17 protein-coding genes, 1 pseudogene and 1 riboswitch are annotated in these 20,918 nt (G+C 58.2%); of the genes and pseudogenes, 14 read left to right on the forward strand and 4 right to left on the reverse strand.

From position 1 onward, the window contains the following. Both ACESLM_RS14220 and ACESLM_RS14225 read right to left on the reverse strand, forming a co-directional pair. Window positions 1–334, reverse strand: a pseudogene (locus tag ACESLM_RS14220) (DUF4351 domain-containing protein); the annotation flags it as partial. An 80-nt stretch (window positions 335–414) separates the two neighbouring features. Continuing rightward, complete coding sequence (locus ACESLM_RS14225; RefSeq protein ID WP_372632233.1) at window positions 415–1,314, reverse strand: ArsR/SmtB family transcription factor; 900 nt, start codon at window positions 1,312–1,314, stop codon at window positions 415–417. 160 nt (window positions 1,315–1,474) lie between these two features. Here ACESLM_RS14225 and ACESLM_RS14230 point away from each other — a divergent pair, with 160 nt between their 5' ends. Continuing rightward, window positions 1,475–3,235: a glycoside hydrolase family 2 protein gene (locus tag ACESLM_RS14230; protein ID WP_372632234.1), complete on the forward strand. Its 1,761-nt coding sequence runs from the start codon at window positions 1,475–1,477 to the stop codon at window positions 3,233–3,235. 193 nt (window positions 3,236–3,428) lie between these two features. On the opposite strand, the gene ACESLM_RS14235 is transcribed toward ACESLM_RS14230, so the two are convergent. Further along, entirely contained in the window at window positions 3,429–4,280 is an 852-nt protein-coding gene (locus tag ACESLM_RS14235) for a metal-dependent hydrolase (protein WP_372632278.1), read from the reverse strand. Window positions 4,281–4,459: 179 nt separating this feature from the next. Here ACESLM_RS14235 and ACESLM_RS14240 point away from each other — a divergent pair, with 179 nt between their 5' ends. Continuing rightward, complete coding sequence (locus ACESLM_RS14240) at window positions 4,460–5,161, forward strand: TerC family protein (protein ID WP_372632235.1); 702 nt, start codon at window positions 4,460–4,462, stop codon at window positions 5,159–5,161. Window positions 5,162–5,168: 7 nt separating this feature from the next. On the opposite strand, the gene ACESLM_RS14245 is transcribed toward ACESLM_RS14240, so the two are convergent. Then, window positions 5,169–6,026: a metallophosphoesterase gene (locus ACESLM_RS14245; protein WP_372632236.1), complete on the reverse strand. Its 858-nt coding sequence runs from the start codon at window positions 6,024–6,026 to the stop codon at window positions 5,169–5,171. A gap of 95 nt (window positions 6,027–6,121) precedes the next feature. On the opposite strand from ACESLM_RS14245, the gene ACESLM_RS14250 reads away from it, so the two are divergent. The 12 genes from ACESLM_RS14250 to ACESLM_RS14305 all read left to right on the forward strand — a co-directional run bounded on the left by ACESLM_RS14250 (window position 6,122) and on the right by ACESLM_RS14305 (window position 20,915). Next, window positions 6,122–7,396 carry a methyl-accepting chemotaxis protein gene (locus tag ACESLM_RS14250; RefSeq protein ID WP_372632237.1) on the forward strand — a complete coding sequence of 425 codons (1,275 nt, stop codon included), beginning with the start codon at window positions 6,122–6,124 and terminating at the stop codon, window positions 7,394–7,396. A gap of 267 nt (window positions 7,397–7,663) precedes the next feature. Then, window positions 7,664–9,475, forward strand: coding sequence for a cache domain-containing sensor histidine kinase (locus tag ACESLM_RS14255; protein ID WP_372632238.1), 1,812 nt, complete (start codon window positions 7,664–7,666; stop codon window positions 9,473–9,475). After that, window positions 9,468–11,060, forward strand: a complete 1,593-nt coding sequence (locus ACESLM_RS14260) for a response regulator transcription factor (RefSeq protein ID WP_372632239.1) — start codon at window positions 9,468–9,470, stop codon at window positions 11,058–11,060. The genes ACESLM_RS14255 and ACESLM_RS14260 overlap by 8 nt, the downstream gene beginning before the upstream one ends. 125 nt (window positions 11,061–11,185) lie before the next feature. Then, entirely contained in the window at window positions 11,186–12,493 is a 1,308-nt protein-coding gene (locus ACESLM_RS14265; RefSeq protein ID WP_372632240.1) for an ABC transporter substrate-binding protein, read from the forward strand. Between the two features lie 96 nt (window positions 12,494–12,589). Then, window positions 12,590–13,471 (forward strand): carbohydrate ABC transporter permease, encoded by an 882-nt coding sequence (locus ACESLM_RS14270; protein ID WP_372632241.1) that lies wholly within the window; start codon window positions 12,590–12,592, stop codon window positions 13,469–13,471. A gap of 29 nt (window positions 13,472–13,500) precedes the next feature. Beyond that, a complete protein-coding gene (locus ACESLM_RS14275) occupies window positions 13,501–14,337 on the forward strand; it encodes a carbohydrate ABC transporter permease (RefSeq protein WP_372632242.1) in 837 nt (278 codons plus the stop codon). 158 nt (window positions 14,338–14,495) lie between these two features. Beyond that, on the forward strand, window positions 14,496–15,041 hold the full coding sequence (locus ACESLM_RS14280) for a cysteine hydrolase family protein (protein WP_372632243.1): 546 nt from the start codon (window positions 14,496–14,498) through the stop codon (window positions 15,039–15,041). Between the two features lie 27 nt (window positions 15,042–15,068). After that, window positions 15,069–16,514, forward strand: coding sequence for a nicotinate phosphoribosyltransferase (locus ACESLM_RS14285; RefSeq protein ID WP_372632244.1), 1,446 nt, complete (start codon window positions 15,069–15,071; stop codon window positions 16,512–16,514). A gap of 145 nt (window positions 16,515–16,659) precedes the next feature. After that, a complete protein-coding gene (locus tag ACESLM_RS14290; protein WP_372632245.1) occupies window positions 16,660–17,502 on the forward strand; it encodes a DegV family protein in 843 nt (280 codons plus the stop codon). A gap of 179 nt (window positions 17,503–17,681) precedes the next feature. Then, a riboswitch (cobalamin riboswitch) is annotated at window positions 17,682–17,875 on the forward strand. Between the two features lie 175 nt (window positions 17,876–18,050). Next, a complete protein-coding gene (locus ACESLM_RS14295) occupies window positions 18,051–19,085 on the forward strand; it encodes an ABC transporter substrate-binding protein (protein WP_372632279.1) in 1,035 nt (344 codons plus the stop codon). Window position 19,086: 1 nt separating this feature from the next. Beyond that, entirely contained in the window at window positions 19,087–20,145 is a 1,059-nt protein-coding gene (locus tag ACESLM_RS14300; RefSeq protein WP_372632246.1) for a FecCD family ABC transporter permease, read from the forward strand. Next, window positions 20,142–20,915, forward strand: coding sequence for a heme ABC transporter ATP-binding protein (locus tag ACESLM_RS14305; RefSeq protein WP_372632247.1), 774 nt, complete (start codon window positions 20,142–20,144; stop codon window positions 20,913–20,915). The genes ACESLM_RS14300 and ACESLM_RS14305 overlap by 4 nt, the downstream gene beginning before the upstream one ends. Window positions 20,916–20,918: the final 3 nt, after the last annotated feature.

Raw genomic sequence — 20,918 nt, forward strand, 5'->3', positions numbered from 1 at the left:
GCATCAGTTCCATGAATTTCACCCTTTCCTTCGGATAGTCTTTCAAGATTTCGTCCAGAAGCTTCTCGTCTTCGTCCTGGTCGGGCTCGAAATACAGATCGGCTACCGACATCAACAGCGCTATTCTTGCATCATCTAGCTTGAAACTAAGCCGTAAAAGCATTCGCAAATAAGCCGAACGCATTTCTCTTTTCTCCTTCTCATTGTATCCCATTTTGACCAAGAGAGCAGCAGCCACCGGGTTCTCCGAAGCGATAAACCGTCTCCAATCCAACGTTCTCAGCTCGACCTTCAGAAACTTGAAACGGACGATCTCGTGATCGGGAATGCCCATGACGAACGTATCCGGGTCCTCCGCCCCTTCATCCGCCGTGAAAACTTCAATTACCCGATATCGCGGCCCGTGAACAGGGGTTAATAATGAACCGTCACTTCGATCTCTTGATCGTAATTGCCGAAATGGCGGCCGAACAGGCTGACGCCGCCCGGGTGCTCGGCGTCTTCGCGGCTGGCGATGCGGAAGCGGATGTCTTCTCCGTAGCGTATGCCAAGGCGGGAGATGTCCGTATCCGACAGACGGATTCCGTCCAGATAGGTGCCGTCGGACCGGACCGTCAGCGTCTTCAGCAGCCCGTGCTGCGTGCCCATGTTCCACCATGCCGGGGTGTGCGCGCCGCGCTGACTCCCGTAGTCGCCGGGGCATGTCCAGACGCCGATCTCGACTCCGTTGATCGAGAACGTAATGTCGGAGGGCCAGTTCTCGTTGTAGCCGGGAGCTTCGGAGCACAGCTCGAGCGACAGGCTGAGGCTTTGCGCGTTCTGGCTGCCGACGAGGTAATTGGGAATCCGATACTCGACGAAGCCGCTGGCGAACCAGAGATGCTTGGCCTTCACATGCTCCGGATCCGAGAAGTAGCGGGGGTCGTCGACCATTCCGATCAGGGCGTGCTCGGACGTCAGGCCGCACGTCGGCTTGACCTGGAAGTCGGAGAACTGGCCGATCGGCACGGACACCGAATATTGCCGGACGTCCTTCTCCTCCGGCGTCCTGAACTGCAGCGTTACGTTGTCGGGCAGCAGTCGGCACACCTTCTGTCTCCCTCGCAGTCCCGACACGCTTTCCGTCCCGACGATTCCCGATTCTTCAAGCTTCTGTATATGCTTCGTCACGATGGCCGAGGACAGTTGCAGCTCGGACGCGAGCTCTTTGATGTTCATGGGCCGGACGTTCAGCAGTTCGATCATTCGCAGCCGGGTTTCGGAGGCAAAGCATTCGAAATAGGCCGCGTTGCGGGAATGGACTTGTATAATCATGACAATCTCCTCGCCGTTTAATTCTTTCATTATATAACTCAAAAGTTAATTAAACAATCAAGTGTTGACTTGAATAGACGATTATTCGATAATATGAGCTGTAAAGTGAATTATAAAGTTATCAAGTTAATTAATTAGTTAACTTATGGAGGCTGCGAATATGGCGACAAAATTTCGGCAGGAGCATCCGCGCCCGCAATTCGAGCGCGCGGATTGGATCAATCTGAACGGAGAATGGGAATTCGAGTTCGACGACGCCGGAGCTGGCGATAAGGAGCAGTGGCAGGCGGGAGGGAAGGAGCTGTCCCGGCGCATTCAGGTGCCGTTTGCGTTCCAGAGCCGGTTGAGCGGTATCGGCGATCCCGGCTTTCACGACGTCGTCTGGTACAGAACCGCATTCGAAGTTCCTGCGTCCTTCTCCGGCAAGCGCACGATTTTGCATTTCGGGGCAGTTGATTACGAGGCGACGGTATGGGTGAACGGCAAGCTGGCGGCAAGGCATGAAGGCGGCCACACGCCCTTCAGCGCCGACATTACGGGTATCGTTAACCCGAGCGGCACCAATACGCTCGTCGTCAAAGCCGTCGATTACAGCAGGGACGTTACGCTGCCGCGGGGCAAGCAGTATTGGCTGACGGATTCGGCCAGCATCTTCTATACCCGCACGACTGGCATATGGCAGACGGTGTGGCTGGAAGCGGTCGGACAGACTTACGTGGACAAAGTCCGCTTCACGCCGGACATCGATCGCAACGACATCGAGATGCGGGTCTTTTTCGGAGGGTTGACCGGCCAGCAGAACGATTTGACGCTGGAGATCGACATCTCCTATCAAGGGGCTTCCGTCACCCGCGATATCGTGCGGGTGAACAACGAAGAGGAGACGAGAACGATCCGTCTGACGGACTTCAACGACCATTCCCAAGGACGCTGGTGGTCCCCGGAGAAACCGAACCTGTACGATGTGCGCTTCACGCTGCGAAGCGGCGGCGTCGCGATCGACGAAGCTTCCAGCTATTTCGGCATGCGCAAGGTGTCTATCGAAGACGGCAAGTTCTGTCTGAACAACCGGCCGTATTTTCAGAAGCTCGTGCTTGACCAAGGGTACTTCCCGGACGGCAATCTGACGCCGCCGAGCGACGAGGCGATTAGACGGGACGTGGAGCTGACGAAGGCGATGGGCTTCAACGGAGTGCGCAAGCACCAGAAGCTGGAGGACCCTCGCTATCTCTACTGGTGCGACAAGCTCGGCCTGCTCGTCTGGAGCGAAGCGGCCAACGCGTATCAATATTCAGAGAAGTACGTGCGCCGTTTCGTGAACGAATGGCAGGAGTCGATGGAGCGCGATTACAACCATCCGTCCATCGTCGCTTGGGTGCCGCTCAACGAAAGCTGGGGCGTGCCGAACATTCAGATCGACAAGCGGCAGCAGCAGCACGCGTTGACGATGTACCACTTGACGAAGTCGCTTGACCCGATGCGGCCGGTCGTCTCCAACGACGGTTGGGAGATGGTCGCGACGGACCTGTTCAACATTCACGATTACGAGTGGCGTCGCGAAGTGCTGGAGGAGCGGTACAGCTCGCCGGAGAAGGCGACGAGCGCGCTGCCAGCGGGCCGCAGATTGTCCGTCGGCGGTTATTCCTACGCGGGCCAGCCGATTCTCGTCACCGAGTTCGGGGGAATCGGCTACAAGAAGAGCGAGTGGGAAGGCTGGGGCTATTCCGGAGCCGAGAACGACGAGGATTACGCCGATCGGCTGCGGGCGGTCATTCATCCGCTGCTGAAATCGGACGTCGTACAGGGCTTCTGCTATACGCAGCTGACCGACGTCGAGCAGGAGATCAACGGCCTGCTGACGTACGACCGCGTGCCCAAGCTGCCCCTGGAAACGATCAAATCAATTATAGAAGGCGCCTGACCGAGTCGAGTCCGGCGTATCCCCGACAGCCTCCGAAGCCGTGCGTCAGCGCGTCGCTTTCGGAGGCTGCCTCCGTTTAGATCTACAAGGGGCGCGGTTTCGCACCGACATCCATGTCGAGTTCGCGAACGTGAGAATAACGAGTTGAAGGATCCGGTCTAAGCGAAGCCGCTTCGGACCGGATCCTCTAAGGCTACGCTTTCGGAACGTTGACGCTGAGCATCGAGACTCTGTCCGAGAAGCGAGGATCGAATACGCGGATCTCGTCTCCAAGATCCTGCGTGACCACGAAGGGAGCGAACAGAAGCAAACTTCTGGCCGAAGGGTCCAGCATTAAAGCTTCAACGTCCACCGGATCGATCCGGTGTTCCCGCACGACCCCGCTTGCTCCTCCGATCTCGTGTCGTCCCTCGACGACTTCGAGGTCTCTTTTCGCGTAATACGAAAGGCCTCCCGGATACCGGTCCGCGCGGATCGCCACCCGATCGAAGTCGTCTTTTTTCAAATCCGCGTAGACGTAAGCGGAATGGGCGATTTGAAATCCTGCGTAGAGCGCTGCCAGACCCCAGAAGACGCGAAATAGCCGTGTTCGCTGCTTCTCGCCGCGAAAGAGCAGCAGGAAGGGGACGATTGCGGCCGCCATCGCCCAGAATACGTAGCCTTTGTTGGGAATGATACCGATGGCGTACCTGCGCGAGGTGAACGGCTCAAGCAGTCCCGTCCCCCAGGCGTTCGTCCAGTCGCTGACGATATGCAGCAGCACTCCGGCGAAGGCGGTCCAGAACAATCGCCGGTCCTTCACGCGGAAGAAGAGCCAGGCCAGCAAGGAGAACATCCCTGCCCAGACGGGGACCATCAATAAAGAATGGGTGATCCCCCGGTGCGACATCAAGTAATCCGCCCCGGCCCGAGCCCATTGAATGTCGATGTCCGGGATGACGCTCGAGCCGACGGAAGCTCCGAAGAACGCCCATTTCGTTTTGACGTCCATGTCCGTCTTTTTCAACGCTCCGTAGATGGCGACTCCGAACAGAGTATGGGTCATATAATCCACTTTGCCGACCTCCTTTCCATTCCGTTTCTTCTACTATCATCGCGCATTCGCCGGGCTCATTCAATCCCTATGCGATCCTAGACTATGAATATGGCCGATTTGGGCAATAATGATTCCGTTGTACCCGGCAATCGTCGAACTTGCCGCAAATTGAAGATGAGGAGAACGACATGTGGGATAAGCTGTTGCTGTTGTTGGAAATTTTGCTGGTCAATATCGTGCTTAGCGGGGACAATGCGGTCGTGATCGCCATGGCCAGCCGGAGCTTGCCCGAGCGTCTGCGCAAGAGGGCGATCTGGGCGGGAGCGCTGGGGGCTGTGCTGCTGCGCATCGTCTTGTCGATCGCCGCGATCGCGCTGCTCGACATTCCGGCCGTGCGGTTGATAGGATCGCTACTACTTCTATATATCGCGATTCACCTGCTGCTGGACGACGGGGAGGAGAAGCAGGTAGCCGGAAGCTCGTCTCTCGGCAAGGCGGTAGCCATCATCCTGCTGTCCGATCTGATCATGAGCCTCGACAACGTGCTGGCGATCGCCGCCATCGCGGACAACGACCTGTGGCTGATGTCGGCGGGCATCGCGCTGAGCATTCCGCTCATTATATGGGGCAGCCAATTGATACTTAAGGCGCTGACCCGTTATCCGTTCATCGTCTGGGTCGGCTCGGCCATACTCGGCTTCACGGCCGGGCAGATGCTAGGGGACGTTGCGTTCATCCACGACCGCCTGCCCGCACTGGGAGCTTTAGGCAGAGGGTGGTTCCCCGCGGCGTCGGCCCTGTTCGTCGTCGCGGTCGCGTTCTTGTGGCGCAGACTGGAAGCAAGTCCGTCCGCAAGAAGGGAAGAGAGGGCGCGAACGGGTCACAAGTAGATAGTCTTCAATCGTCCTCCCGGAGCAAAGTAAATACGGTCAGCTCCGGGACGCAGCGGAATCGGACCGGAATGCGCGTCGTTCCGATGCCGCGGTTGACGTACAGCAGGTAAGGCCGCTTGTCGCGGAATCGGCCGCCGATCCGGTACAGGCCGCTGACGTACTTGCTGCCGAGCTGCGTACGCACGATCGGGCCGAGAAGCGGCAGCGCCACTTGTCCGCCGTGGCTATGTCCGGATAGCTGCAGGTCGATCGGGTAACGGATCAGCCGATCCGCCACGTCCGGCTCGTGGACGAGCAGCAGGTTAAAGCGATCGTTCTCCAGCCGGGACACCGCCTTGGGCGCGTTCGGCTTGCCCAGTACGTAATCGTCCAATCCCGAGACCGTGATGAACTCCCCTCCGGGAAGCGTTATGCGCCGCGCCGCGTTGATCAGAACGGAGAAGCCGCCACGGCTTAAGAAGGCGCCCGACGAGCGGAGCGTCCGCTCGTGACCGAAGTCGTGGTTGCCGTATACGGCGAACTTGCCGAGTCGCGCCTCGATCCTCGCAAGCTGAGGCGACGGGTCGTATTTGGCGATATTGTCTCTTCGGCGCGCGTCGTGCAAATCCCCAGTGAATACGACAAGATCGGGGCGGAGCGAGTTGACGGTGTCCACGAGCTTGCCCAGCCGTTCGACAGAATAACCCGGACCGAGGTGCGTGTCGCTGAATTGAACGATCGTTACCCCGTCGAAGCCCGGCGGAATGCGGGAGGAACGAATCGTCTGATGGACGATGCGCAGTCGCCCGCGCTCGCCCGCGACGCCATATAGGCCTATCGCCGTAACAATCAACAGCAGAGCCGCGATGGTTGCTAGGATCATACCGCCTTCCTCCTTAAAATGTGAAGTATATCACAGTATCCTTGTCGAATGCATGCTTCAATGGAAGAATATTCAGGCAACGAGGGGGAAGCTTCATGAAAACGAAATTCGGAATCGTCAAGAAGATGGTTATCGGAATTACGGCGGCATCGGCCGTTACTTACGCGACCAGCGCCTTCTTTCTCTTAGTACTTAAAGATATGTTCGATTTCATGTCCGGATGGCTGTTTGTTCTGCTGACGCTGCTGTTCGGCATTTTCTGGACCGGCCTGTTCGGTTTTTTCGCGGCGAAGTGGCTGCTTCGGCCGCTGCTGTCGTTGACTACGGCAGCAAGGGAGGCAGCCAAAGGGAATTTGCGGGCCAACGTGGCTCCCCCGTCCTCCGGCGACGAGATGCAGGAGCTTGGCGAAGCTTTCGAAACGATGCTGAAGCAGCTCAGGACGATGATCGACGGCATTAAGGAAAATACGAGGCTTACCGACTCGCACGTCAAGGAGCTGCAGGAAGCGATCGGACAAGCGGCCGGCCAGATCGAGCAGATGACGAGCGAATCGGAAGCGATTACTTCCGGCACGCAGACGCAGGCGGAATCGGCGGATCGGCTGCACCTGGACGCGGAGACGCTGGCTGCGGTCGCGGGCCGGATGAGCGAAGAAGCGACCGTCGCCCGCGAGCGGGTCGGCCAGATGAATCACGCCGCCGCGCAGAGCGAGGAAGTGTTCCGGTCGCTGATCGGCGGCATGCGGCAGTTGTCCGAGCTGAACAAGGAAGCGATGGACGTCGTCGAGAAGCTGAGCGATTACGCTCAGCAGATTGGCACAATCTCCAACGTCGTCGGAGAGATCGCGGACCAGACGCATCTGCTGGCGCTGAACGCCTCGATCGAAGCGGCGAGAGCGGGGGAAGAGGGCCGCGGCTTCGAAGTCGTCGCCCATGCGGTGAAGTCGCTCGCCGACGAGAGCGCCGGTTCGGTCAAAAACATCCGCACGCTCATTCGTCATATTCAGGAAGAGGTAGGCAGGGCGGTCGGCCACATTCGTTCCCAGTATGAGCTGTCCGAGCGCGAAGCGGAGAACGGCCAGCAGTTCGCCGCCGCTTTCCGCGAAGTGAACGAGGAAGCCCAGCGCGTCGTCGACCTCGTCGAATCGATGGCCGCGGACATCTCCCGTCAAGCCAAGCAGGCGAACGTGCAGTTGAACGAATCACGCCGCGTGGCGCAAGTGGCGGATCGGATACGGCTCGGGGCGCAACAGGTATTCTCCGCGTCCCAGGAGCAGACGGCCGTTATGGAAGAGATCGCCGCTTCTACGGACTCTCTGCGAGCCAAATCCGCCGAGCTGAGAACGAAGACGGAGTTTTTCCGCTCCTGAGTCGCCATCATAACGAAATAGAGAGGGCAGGAGCCGTCCTATAAGTAAGTCGTACCAGATTCCAGTACGCCTTATTTTACTTATAGGATGGCTCCTTCGCATGTCCGAAAAGATCGATCCCCGCCCCGGCTTCCCCGCCAAACATCCGACCGCCAATTAAGCTGCCGGTTGCAAATTCCGAGTCCGTATCGGTATGATTATTCGATAGCAGGAGCCAGTGCGGGACAAGCAGCGAATTCCGCTGCAAACAAGGGGAGGAGAGCCCGGATGAACGAACAACGTACGCGCACGATCGGCGGATGGTTCAGGGATCGCAGAATCCGCACGAAAATTTGGCTCGTCTACATGCCGTTGCTGCTGATTCCGTTCCTGATTCTCGGATATGCGGGCAACGCGGTCTATTCCAACGCGATCGTCGACAAGACGGCCAAGAGTTTCGCCGACAATTCCGGACTGATCATCAGCCGTCTGAACGGCATGCTCGGCAACGTCGAGAGCAGCGCGAACATGCTCAGCTTGAATTTGAATCGCGCGATCTCCGCCAATCCCGCTTCTTCCGCGGAGTTCGATCTGGCGCGCTATACCGCGATTACCACCCAGATCAGTCTCGCGCTGCTCGTATTCCCTGACGTCGATTCGGCGGTTTTTATCGATACATCCAGGAGAGTATACGGCTCCCATCCGAAGCTCGAGGAGAAGCGGGCCCCGGCTTCCGACGCCATCTACGCCGAGGTCGACGCGACGAACGGGATCAATCTGTGGCTGCCGATGCAGCGCAGGGACTATTGGGTAACGGACGAACAAACTCCTGTGCTGACCGCGGGCAAGAAGATCATCGACATCAAGACGGGGCGTACACTCGGCGTGCTGCTGCTGAACTTGAAGGAAAGCCGGCTGTCCGCCGTGCTGCGAACGATGAATGCGGAGCCTTCCGCCCGCTACTTGATCGTGGACGAAGGCGGAAGCGTCGTATCCGCGAGCAGGGACGACGCGCTGCTCCGGCCCGTCGAAGACGCCGAGCTGGCGTCCTGGATCAAGGAGCATGACGACGCGACGTCGATCCGTCCCATTCAGCGAGAGCAGATGCTGCTCACGATCCGAAGCTTCCCGATGCTCGGATGGAAGCTGGCGAGCGTTACGCCGCTCAGCGCTTTGACGACCGACTTGACCCAGATCAAGCTTACGCTGGCGATCGTGGCCGGCCTGTGCCTGCTGCTGGCGACGATAGGCGTCACGTATTTGTCGCAATGGATCGCCCGGCCGATCATCCGGCTGGCCAAGAGCATGAAAGGCTTCCAGGAAGGCGATCTGGACGAACGGCTCGTCATCGACTCCAAGGACGAATTGGGCTTGTTCGCGACGGGCTTTAATGAGATGATCCGGAGAATGAAGGGGCTTCTCGCCAACATCAAGGTCGAGCAGAAGCAGAAGCGGGAGTACGAGCTCGCGTTGATTCAATCGCAGATCAAGCCTCATTTTCTATACAACACGCTGGACGTCATCTACGCATTGTCCGAGATGGGGAGAATCAAGGATGTCCAGCGCACGACGAAAGCGTTGGCCGACTTCTACAGGCTGACCCTGAATCAGGGAAGAGAGATGATCACGATCGAGCAGGAAGTGCGGCTCGTCCAGGATTACTTGGCGATCCAGCATATTCGCTATTCGGACGTGTTCACTTATTCGATTGACGTCGATCCGGGCATTATGCCCCATCCTATTCTGAAGCTGACGCTGCAGCCTCTGATCGAGAACGCGATTTATCACGGCTTAAAGCTGAAGCGGGAGCCGGGACGCCTGCTGATTCGCGGTTATCGAAGCAGGGGGTTGATCGTCCTCGAAGTGACGGACGACGGGGTCGGTATACCGGGGGAGAAGCTTCCTGCGCTGCTGCGGCCGCCGGCGGACCCCTCCGAGGAGAAGGAGGGATCGTTCGGCTTGCGCAACGTGAACGAGCGCATTCGGCTATCCTTCGGCGAGCAGTACGGATTGGCGATCGCCAGCGAACCCGGACGGGGAACGACGGTAACGGTGACGCTGCCGTCCGTCGAGAAGAACGGAGTGACGACAGATGATTAAAGTGCTTATAGCGGACGATGAATCTATTTTTCGGGATTTTCTAAAAATAGTACTGCCCTGGGAGAAGTACGGGTTCCAAATTTGCGGCGAAGCCCGCAACGGAATCGAGGCGCTGGAGCTCGCGGACGCTCAACGTCCGGACATCGCGCTGGTCGACATCAACATGCCGTTCATGGACGGGCTGGAGCTCTCGCAAGAGCTGAAGCGGCGTTATCCGGCGATCGGCATCGTCATCATTACCGGGCATAACGAATTCGAATACGCGAGGAAAGCGATTCGAATCGGCGTCGAGGACTATTTGCTGAAGCCGTTCACTAAGGAGGAACTGCTGCTCACGCTCTCCAAGCTCCAGACCGAAATCCGGGAAACGAAGGATCGCGAGCTGACGCTCAAGGCGAACGAAGCGATGTGGAAGGAAGGCTTTCTCAATCGCCTGCTCGAGAGCGAGGAACAGAAACCGGAAGAAATCCGCGCCCGTCTGGCCGAGCTCGGCTATCCGGAGGCTTCGAACCTTTTTCAGGTAGCCTGCGTCGAGATCGATCCCAAAGACGCGAAATGGAGCAACGTCGGCGACCGGGAGCTATGGAAATTCGCGGTGGCGAACATTATGGCGGAGGCGCTCGAAGGCGAAGGGAACCGGCTTATTTTCAACGGACCGGAAGGCCGGACGATATGCGTCTACGAACCGGCAAGCGGCGGGAGCGATCCGGATACGATCAGGGAGAGCTACGAAAGGCTGTGCGCCTCCATCCGGAAATACTTGAAGTTTTCGATTGCGGTCGGCTTGGGCACTTTCCATTCAGAGATCGCGGGCATCCGGCAATCGTACAAGGAAGCGCTTCGGGCATTGCAATACAAATTCGTCGTCGGCAACGGACGAGTGATCGAATACGACTCGCGCAGTCAAGGCGTCAAAGGGTTTGCCAGCGGGTTTATTCCGTCCCAGACGAACGAAGATTTGCTCATCGCGCTTCGGATGGGGGACGGGCCTGGCGCGGAGCGGACGCTTCGGGCGGTTTTCAAGGGCATTCGCGAGGATCGGCTCTCTCTCGACTACGTCTACACGATCTGCATGGGTCTCGTCTCGGTCTGCTTGTCCTGCGTATCGGAGAAAGGCCATCCGATCGAAGATTGCTTCGGGGAAGACTTTTTTCCGTACAGCGACGTTATGACGCTGCATTCCTTTGAAGCGGCGGAAAGCTGGATCGTCGACCTTTATTTAAAGGCGATCGAATACATGGCGCTGCACAGGCAGACCAAATCGGGCAAAATCGCGCAGACCGCCAAGGAACTGATCGACGAGCAGTACCGCGATCCGGAGCTGAAGGTCGAGACGCTGGCACAGCAGGTGTACATTAATCCGAGTTACCTCAGAGGCGTATTCAAAAAAACGCACGGCATTACCGTGACCGATTACATTACGCAGAAGCGAATGGAAGAGGCGAGAGCGCTGCTGCTCGAAGGCCGGATCAAGCTCGCGGATATTGCCGAACAGGTCGGATACAACGATCCGGCCTACTTCAGCCGGGCGTTCAAGAAGTATTACGGAGCCTCTCCGAGAGATTTCGAAAAGATGCGCGGATAGTCCAATTCAGCCGCACATAGTCCATTCTGGTGAATGTTCTCCCCCGGTATACTTGAGTTGTTCCCACACTGAATCGATTATTTCTTTCCATGAAGTACGACCAATTAAGCGGGGGGTTCAACGAAATGAAGAAAATAAATAAAGTTTTATCTCTGGGACTGGCTCTGTCTTTGACGGCCGCAGCCTTGTCGGCCTGCGGTTCGAACTCCGGCAACAAAGAGGCGGAAAGCACCGCCGGCGGTTCGGCCGAAGGCAAGACGAAGCTGCGGATTTACGCGCAGTATTCGGACGAGGACACGAAGGGCTACTACGATTACGCCGTCGCCGAATTGGCGAAGGAGATGCCTAACGTCGAGCTGGAGCTCGAGATTCAGGCTCAAGACGACGGACAGAAGCTGAAGACGTACGCGGCTACGGGCAACTTGCCGGACATCTTCAACACGGGACTCGATCTGATCAACGTATTCAGGGAATCGAACAATATTTTGCAGCTGGACGAATACGTCGACAAGTTCGGTTTCAAGGACAAGATGCTGCCGAGCGCCTTGAACACGCTCTATACGGAAGACCAGCACGTATACGCATTCCCGTACGCGGGCAACGAAGTAATTCTGCTGTACTACAACAAAGAATTGTTCGAACAAAACGGCGTGAAAGTGCCGACGACGCTCGAAGAGATGCATGCTGCGATCGACGCGTTCAAGGCGAAAGGCATTACGCCGCTGTCCATCTTCGCCAAGGAGAAGTGGCCGGACGTCGCCTTCTACGACATCTTCGCGACGCGCTACAATCCGGCCGGCATCAACGCGCTGGACAAAGGCCAAGCCAAGCCGTCGGACCCGGGCTACAAGCAAGCCGCTCAAGACATCGTCGATCTCGTCAAAGCCGGACTGCTGCCTAAGGGCGCGACGAACCTGAACTACGACCAAGCCGCGGCGCTGTTCCACGAAGGCAAGGCCGCGATGTTCGTCAACGGCCAGTGGGAGATCGAAGCTTCCACGAAAGCGCTCGGAGACAAAGTCGGTTACATGTACTATCCGGCTCCTGACGCCGCTTCCTACGAAGCGAACAAAATGGCGTTCAGCGGCGGCGGCAACCCGGGCGGATACGCGGTATCGGCCAACACGAAGCACAAGGAGCTCGCGGCCGAAGTGGCCAGCTTCATGGCGCTCAAATACGCCGAGTTCAAGGTGACGAAGAAAGGCAGTCCGATCGTATCGACGAAAGTCGAGAAGGCGGTCGAGAAAGCTTACGATCCGCTCATGGAGCAACTGGCCCAAGACCTGCCGAACATGACGAGCACGACCGCGTTCGCTTGGGGATTGTCGAACACCAAATTCAAAGCCGCGATCGAGGACGCTTCCCAAGCGCTGCTTAGCGGATCCTACACGGCGGACCAATTCATCGCCGATCTGGAGAACGGCATGAAATAAGGAAGACCGCGTACACGATAAATCGCAAAATAAAGCCATTTATACGCCCACGGTATAAGTGGCTTTATTTTGCGGACATGCAAGGAGCGAGAGAACATGAACAAGTTTCTGGGAAACAAGACGGCGATTCTGTTGTTTACGTTGCCGACGATACTGCTGTTTAGCGTGATCGTCATGTGGCCGACGCTGCAAGTGTTCTATCGCAGCCTGTACGACTGGAACGGTCTTACGGAAGGCACGTTCATTGGATTGGACAACTACAAGCGGCTGTTCGAAGACCGCTTGTTCTATACATCTCTGAAGAACGGGATCATTTTCGCCGCCGTCATCGCGGTGCTGCAGATCGGCATCGGCACGGTGCTGGCGCTGACGATCTCCAATAAGATGGTGCGCGGCAGGAAGTTTCTGCGGATCAGCTACTTCATCCCGGTCGTACTGTCCGTTACGGTCGTTTGTCAGCTCTGGCTGGCCATGTACAACGGGGAATACGGATTGATCAACAAAGCGTTCGAAGCGCTGGGCATTTCTTATCGCCAGGACTGGCTGTCCAACGGCGATACGGCAATCTACGCCGTCGCCGTCGTGAACGCCTGGCAGAACATGGGCTATCACTTCGCGCTGCTGCTCGCCGCGGCGAACTCGATTCCCGAGCAGTATCTCGAGGCCGCGAAGATCGACGGCGCCGAGAAATGGAAAGCCCACTGGAAAGTGACGATTCCGCTTATGTCCGAGACGTACAAGTTCTGCCTCGTGCTGGCGATTACCGGCGGTCTTAACGCCTTCGCCAACATGCAGATCATGACGGGCGGCGGACCGGGCACCGATACGTACACGCTGACGTACATGATGTACCGTTCAGCTTTCCGCGTCGGCGAATACGGCTACGGCACGACGGCCGCCGCGTTCCTGATTATCGAATGCCTGATCGTGACGTTCGCGATTAACCGCCTCGTCGCGCGCGAACGGATCGTGTACTAGACCAAGCCGTACAGAAAGGAGGCTGCCCCATGCTCTCGAAGTTGCGCAAAAGCAATCCGCTGTTCCAAATTTTCCTGTGGGGATACGCGATCGTTTCCGTTTATCCTCTTATATGGATGGTTTTCTATTCGCTTAAGGACAATAACGAGATTTTCGTGACGAATCCGTTCGGGTTCCCGACGCAGCTCCGTTTCGAAAACTACGTTTCGGCGATATCCGAATTCAACGTGCCGCAGTATTTCCTGAACAGCGTACTCGTAACGGTCGTGACGATCTTCGGAACGATCAGCCTCGCCGTCATGTTCGCCTACTCAGCGGCAAGATTGCGTTGGAAGGGGAAGACGTTCGCGCAGATGTATGTCGTCATCGGCATGTTCGTGCCAGTTCAAGTGGTCATGATTCCGCTGGCCATTCTCGTCCGCGATTTCAATCTCACGAACACCTACGCATCGCTGATCATTCCGTATATCGCGTTTAACCTCTCATTCTCGACGATGGTGTTTTTCGGATTTTTCCGGACGATACCGAACGAATTGGAGGAGTCCGCCTGCCTGGACGGGGCGAACATTTATCAGACGTTCTTCAAAATCATGCTGCCTCTCGTGAAGCCTTCGATCGCCACCATGGTCATCTTCGTCTTCCTGGCCGCGTGGAACGAATATCCGATCGCGCTTATGCTGATCTCGGCCGAAGCGCTGAAGACGCTGCCGCTCGGCCTGCAGTTTTTCCAGGGACAATTCACGACCGATTGGGGCGCTATGGGCGCCGCGATGACGATCGCCTCGCTGCCGACGGTGCTGATCTACATTCTGTTCAGCGAACAGGTCGAGAAGGCGATGACGGTCGGCTCCGCTGTAAAAGGATAGTCGAACTCTCTAACGGAGCATTCCCGGACGCGAGCGCGTCTGACGTGGATGCTCCGTTTTGCCGATCGTTCGGATCGGCCCGGCCATAGCGCAGCTTTGATTTTTTCCTCCGGCTGTACGACAATAGGGGGATGAAGACTATGGAGGGGATGCGAGCTATGAAAGCTTTGATCGTGATCGATTATACGGTCGATTTCGTCGTCGGAAAGCTGCCGGTCGGAGAGCCGGGAATCGCTATCGAGGATAGAGTGTGCGAGATCGCGCGGCGTTTTGCGGAGCAGGGAGATTGGGTCGTCATGGCGGTCGACTTGCACGAGGAGGGGGACGCGTTCCATCCGGAGACGAAGCTGTTCCCGCCTCACAACATTCGGGGCACGGACGGCCGGAAGCTGTACGGCAAGCTGGATGAATGGTACGCGGAGGCCCGGGACAGCGTCTATTGGATGGACAAAACGAGATACAGCGCCTTCTGCGGAACCGATCTGGAGCTGAAGCTGCGCGAACGGGACGTCAGGGAGGTTCATCTCGTCGGCGTATGCACCGACATCTGCGTGCTGCACACGGCCGTGGATGCCTACAATAAGGGCTTCCGTACATTCGTGCATGCCGACGCGGTCGCCAGCTTTAATCCGCAGGGCCACGAATGGGCGCTCGGACACTTCGAGGGCGTGCTGGGCGCCGAAGTCGTCCGGGACTATCGGTAATCGCGAGAGAAAAGGGGAACTGCCGCCATGAGCGAAGCGAACTTGACGCTTCATACGGACAAATATCAGATCAACATGATGTATGCGCATTGGAAGCGCGGAACGAACAACGAACGGGCCGTATTCGAAGCGTATTTCCGCAAGCTGCCGTTCGGCAACGGCTACGCGGTGTTCGCCGGGCTGGAGCGTCTGGTCGACTACGTGCGCAAGCTGTCGTTCGGCGAGGAAGAGATCCGCTACTTGCGGACGCAGGAGGAACGCTATGACGAGGCTTTCCTCGACGAGCTGCGCGGCTTCAAGTTCGGGGGCAGCATTTATTCGGTACCGGAGGGGACTCCTGTATTCCCGAACGTGCCGCTCGTGCGCGTGGAAGCGAGAGTGTTCGAGGCCCAGCTGATCGAGACGGCGCTGCTCAACTTCGTTAACTACCAGACGCTGCTCGCGACGAAGGCTTCGAGAATCAAGCAAGTCGCTCCCGACGAGCTGCTGCTCGAATTCGGCACGAGGCGCGCACAGGAAGCGGATGCCGCGATCTGGGGGGCGAGAGCCGCCTATATCGCCGGTTTCCATGCGACGTCGAACCTGCTCGCCGGCATGAAGTTCGGCATTCCGACCGCGGGCACGCACGCGCATGCCTGGGTTCAAGGCCATGACAGCGAAGAGGCGGCGTTCCGCGAGTACGCCGAGGCGCTTCCCGACCATGTCACGCTGCTGGTCGATACGTACGATACGCTGAAGAGCGGCGTTCCGAACGCGATCCGCATCGCGCGCGAGCTGGAGCGGCAGGGCAAGCGGCTGAAGGGCATCCGCCTGGACAGCGGCGACTTGGCCTACTTGTCCAAGCGCGCCAGGGCGATGCTGGACGAGGCGGGCTTCGCCGACGCGAAGATCGTCGCTTCGAACGATCTGGACGAGAACCTGATCGCCGAATTGAAAGCCCAGGGCGCTAAGATCGACAGCTGGGGAGTAGGGACCCAGCTCATTACCGCGTTCGATCAGCCCGCTCTCGGCGGCGTCTATAAGCTGGTGGCCAGGGAGAAAGCGGGAGAGCTGGAACCGGTCATCAAAATCTCGGGAAATCCCGAGAAAATCTCCAATCCCGGCGTGAAGGAAGCGTACCGCATCGTCAACGCGGACAACGGCATGGCGGAAGCCGATTACGTGACGCTGCCCGGGGACGCCGACATTGCCGAAGGCAGGCCACTTACGCTGTTGGATCCGCTCCACCCCCACCGGTTCAAGCGGGTCGACCGTTACCGGGCGATTCCGCTGCTGCTGTCCGTGTTCGCGGAGGGAGAGCCGGTCTATCGTCTGCCAGAGCTGGACGACATTCGCGACGAGCACGCCAAGCAGCTTGCGCTGTTCTGGCCGGAGCATCTGCGCAAGCTGAATCCGGAGCCTTACCGCGTCAACTACAGTCCTGCCGTGCTCGAGCTCAAGGCCGAGCTGATCCGCAAGCATTTGTCGGAATAAACCGTAATATCCCTTTCGGAATGCAATAGGCATCCCTTTTATTGGTTCAGCATTATATAGACCAACAAAGTTGCGGTAGGCGGAGCCGGGATGATAGACTACATGGGAAGCTGCGGCAAAGTCTATCACGAAAGCAGGAAGTCCAATGAGCAAAATCAAGATCGTTACGGATTCGACCGTCGATCTGTCGGACGAGGAATTGAGCCAGCACGAGATCGAGGTCGTTCCGCTATCGATCAGCATCGGGAACGACACTTATTTGGACCGGGTGGACATTACGCCGACCGAGTTTATCGAGAAAATGCAGGCGTCCCCCGAGCTTCCGAAGAGCTCCCAGCCGCCGGCCGGAGTTTTCCTGGAAGCCTACGACCGCCTTGGCAGAGACGGGAGCGACATTTTGTCGATCCATATGACGGGGGGGATGAGCGGGACGGTGCGTTCGGCCGAGATGGGCGCGGGAATGTCGGAGGCGAGCGTCACCGTGGTCGATTCCCGCTATATTTCGAAAGCGCTTAGCTTTCAAGTCGTCGAGGCTGCGGAGATGGCCAAAGCCGGCAAGAGCGTAAGCGAGATCGTCGAGCGGCTGGAATGGATTCGCAAGAACACGCGGCTGTTCGTCGTCGTCGATACGCTCGACAACTTGGTCAAGGGTGGCCGCATCGGCAAGGGCAAAGCGTGGATCGGCTCGCTGCTGAAGATCAAGATCATCGCCAGCCTGGACGGAGGCGAGTATACGCCGGTCGCCAAAGTGCGGAGCAAGGCGCAGATCGTCGAGTACTTGGCGAAGCAGTTCGCCGAGGACGTCAAGGGCAAGGTCGTCCGGGGAGTCGGCCTCGTTCATGCCGCCGGACACGAGCTCGCGTCCAAGCTGAAAGAGACGATCGTCGAGCGGACGGGCTACGACAAGATCAGAATCGAGGATACGACGCCGATCATCAGCACGCACACGGGCGTCGGCGCGATCGGCTTCATGTATTACTACGAATAGCTTCGGATTCGTTCCGCATTAACTGTTGCAATCCCCTGCCTCCCGGGCTATAATTCCAAGTGATTGGTAGCTTGCGGCAATTGAATAGACTCTAAATCTTAAGGTGCCCGCTGCGTTGTTGCCAGATAAGTTGAACTCAAGATACGTCGAAGAGATGACCCAATGAAATGGAGAAAGGGAATGGGCTTCCTCTTCAACGGTTCAACTTGGATGGCAGACGCAACGGGTTAAAAGGGAAGCCGGTGCAAGTCCGGCACGGTCCCGCCACTGTGAAATAGGGACGGCCTCCACATGCCACTGTCCGATCGGACGGGAAGGCGAGGCGCGTCGCGAACCTATAAGTCAGGAGACCTGCCTTAAGATGCAGCAGACGAAATCCTTCGCGGATAAGGATACGGCTCACTCGGGAATGCTTCACGTTCTATTGCGTATCGGTTTCCCTGTTTGCTGACCCTCTCTCCGGTTCCAACTCGCAGAGAGGGTTTTTCGTGTCAGTCGTTCAATCGGTCAAGCTCCTCTTAATAGAAATCGAGGAGAGATGGATTGTGATGGAGAACAAACACAGACGGATATGGAGTAAAATGGGATTGTGGCTGGCCGTCGCCCTGATGGCGCTTAGCCTTGCCGCGTGCGGCAGCAACGAGGACAAGGCAAGCCCTTCGCCCTCCGCTTCGGAATCGGCCTCGCCGAGCGCTTCCGCCTCGCAGGAGCCGTCGCCTTCCGCTTCCGCGACAAGCTCCGAAGAAGCGGCGGCTCCGTCCGAGACGGTCTATCCGCTGACGCTGAAGGACAGCACGGGTACGGACGTCGTATTCGAGCAAGCGCCCGAGAGAATCGTTACCCTCGCCCCGTCCGAGACGGAAGTGATGTTCGCGATCGGAGCCGGCTCGAAGGTCGTCGCGGTCGACAATTACAGCGATTACCCGGAAGAGGCGCAGTCGATCGAGAAGGTCGGCGACATGAATACGAACCTGGAAGCTTTGCTGGCCGCGAAGCCCGACGTTGTGCTGGCGCACGGCGGCATGCAGGCGAGCGTGATCGAAGAGCTGCGCAAGCTGAACGTGAAAGTGTTCGCTTCCGATCCGAAGACGCTGGAGCAAGTCATGGAGAAGATCGAGACGATCGGACAAATCGTGAACGCGCAGGCAGGCGCGGCGCAAGTGACGGCCACGATGCAGGAAGAGCTGAAGCGGGTAACGGACGCGCTGCAAGGCGTCACTCCGAAGAAGGTGTACATGGAGTTCTCTGCGGGCTGGACGGTAGGCAGCGGCGAGTATATGGACGAAGTGCTGACGCTTGCCGGCGGCGATAACGTGTCGAAGGAGAAGAGCGGCTGGTTCGAAGTGGATCCGGAAGCGGTTATTCAATCGAATCCGGAAGTCATTATCTACTCGCATAACACGAACTTCGATCTCGGCATCCCGCAGGCGATCAAGGAGCGTCCGGGCTTCGAGGCCATCGATGCGGTGAAGAACGACCGGTTGTTCGCGGTGGACGACAATTCGATCAGCCGCGTTGGACCGCGTTTGACGAAAGTACTGTACGAAATGGCGAAAGCGATCCATCCCGACAAGGTGAAATAGGATGCGCGGAAAATGGACGATCTATATGGGAGGAGCCGCTGCGCTCCTCCTTTGTTCGATTATATTGAGCCTCTCCCTTGGCGGCGCGAACGTGCCGATCGGCAAAGTGTGGAGCATTCTGATCCATCACGTTCCGTACGCGAGCGAGCTGCTGGGTGTTGGCTCCGTCTCGGAAGGCGCGGCCGATCCGGACGAGACGATCATCATGAAGGTGCGTCTGTCCCGGGTCGTGTTGGCAGTGCTCGTCGGCGCTGCCCTAGCGCTCGCGGGAGCGGGCTTCCAGGGCGTACTGCGCAACCCGCTGGCCGACCCGTACACGCTCGGCGTGGCAACGGGCTCGTCGGTCGGGGCGGCGTTCCTCATTTTGTTCGGTCTGCAGCTGTGGATCGGCCAATGGACGATTCCCGCGGTTTCGTTCCTGACCGGACTATGCACGCTGTTTATCGTGCTGCGCCTGGCTTACCATCGAGGCAGGATGGAGCTGGAGACGCTGATTTTGGCCGGGGTTGTCGTGCAGGCTTTCTTCGGCTCGATGGTGTCGTTCATGGTGTCGCTCTCCAAGAGCGTCGTGAACGAGATCGTCTTCTGGATGATGGGAAGCTTGTCGATGCGCGGCTGGAATCATTCCTTGCTTATTCTTCCTTACGTCGTGCTTGGCGCCGTCGTGTTGATCGCGCTGAGCCGGCAGCTTAATCTGTTCGCGCTCGGGGAGCGGCAGGCGATGCATCTGGGCGTCAACGTGCAGCGGACGAAGCTGATCGTGCTCGTCGTCTCCACGTTGATGACGGCGGCGGCCGTATCGGTGTCCGGCGTCATCGGTTTCGTCGGCCTGGTCGTGCCCCATCTCGTGCGGCTCGTCGTCGGGCCGGACAATCGGATCGTCGTGCCGCTGTCGGCGGTCATGGGCGGCGTGTACGTGCTCATGTCGGATACGATCGCCCGCATGGCGCTTAGTCCGAAGGAAATTCCGCTCGGCGTCGTGACGGCGTTTATCGGGGCTCCGTTTTTCGCCTATTTGCTGTGGAAGAGAAAAACGAAGGGCGGGGAGGCGAGAGGATGATCGAAGCGAAAGCGCTCGACTATCGGATCGGCGAGACGGACATCTTGCGCGGGGTGAACGTCCGCGTAGACACGGGAGAGTTCTTCGGCATTATCGGCCCGAACGGAAGCGGCAAGTCGACGCTGCTGAAGCTGCTGTCCGGGATAGAGCGGGCGCAGAGCGGAGACGTCTCGCTCGGAGGCCGGGAGCTGGGCGGTTACGCCCGCAAGGAGCTGGCCAGGCTGCTGGCCGTCCTGCAGCAGGACGCGCTTCCTCCGCTTGGCTATACCGTGCGGGAGGTCGTCGAGATGGGACGTTACCCGTATCAGAGCTGGCTGGGCGGGGAGAAGGAAGATCCGGAGGAACGGATCGGCAAGGTAATGGAGAAGCTCGACTTGACGCGGCTGTCCGACCGGCCGGTGAGCGAGCTGAGCGGCGGCGAGAGGCAGAGGGCCGCATTGGCGAAGACGCTCGTTCAGGAGCCGAACGTACTGATGCTCGACGAGCCGACGACGTTCCTCGATATCGGCTTTCAGCTGCAGATGATGGATTATATTCGCGACTGGCAGCGGGACAACGGGCTGACCGTCGTTGCGGTGCTGCACGATTTGAACTTGGCCGCGCAATATTGCGACAGGCTGCTCGTGCTTCACGGCGGCCGGGTGGCCGCGGTAGGCAAGCCCGAGGAAGTGCTCGTTCCCGAGCTGGTGAGCAGAGTGTACGGGACGGAGCCGATCGTGCTCCCTCATCCCGACAGCGGCGTGCCGCAAATTTTGCTGAGAGGAAGGTAGACG

It is taken from the genome of Cohnella sp., from assembly GCF_041641335.1.
Taxonomy (GTDB): domain Bacteria; phylum Bacillota; class Bacilli; order Paenibacillales; family Paenibacillaceae; genus Cohnella.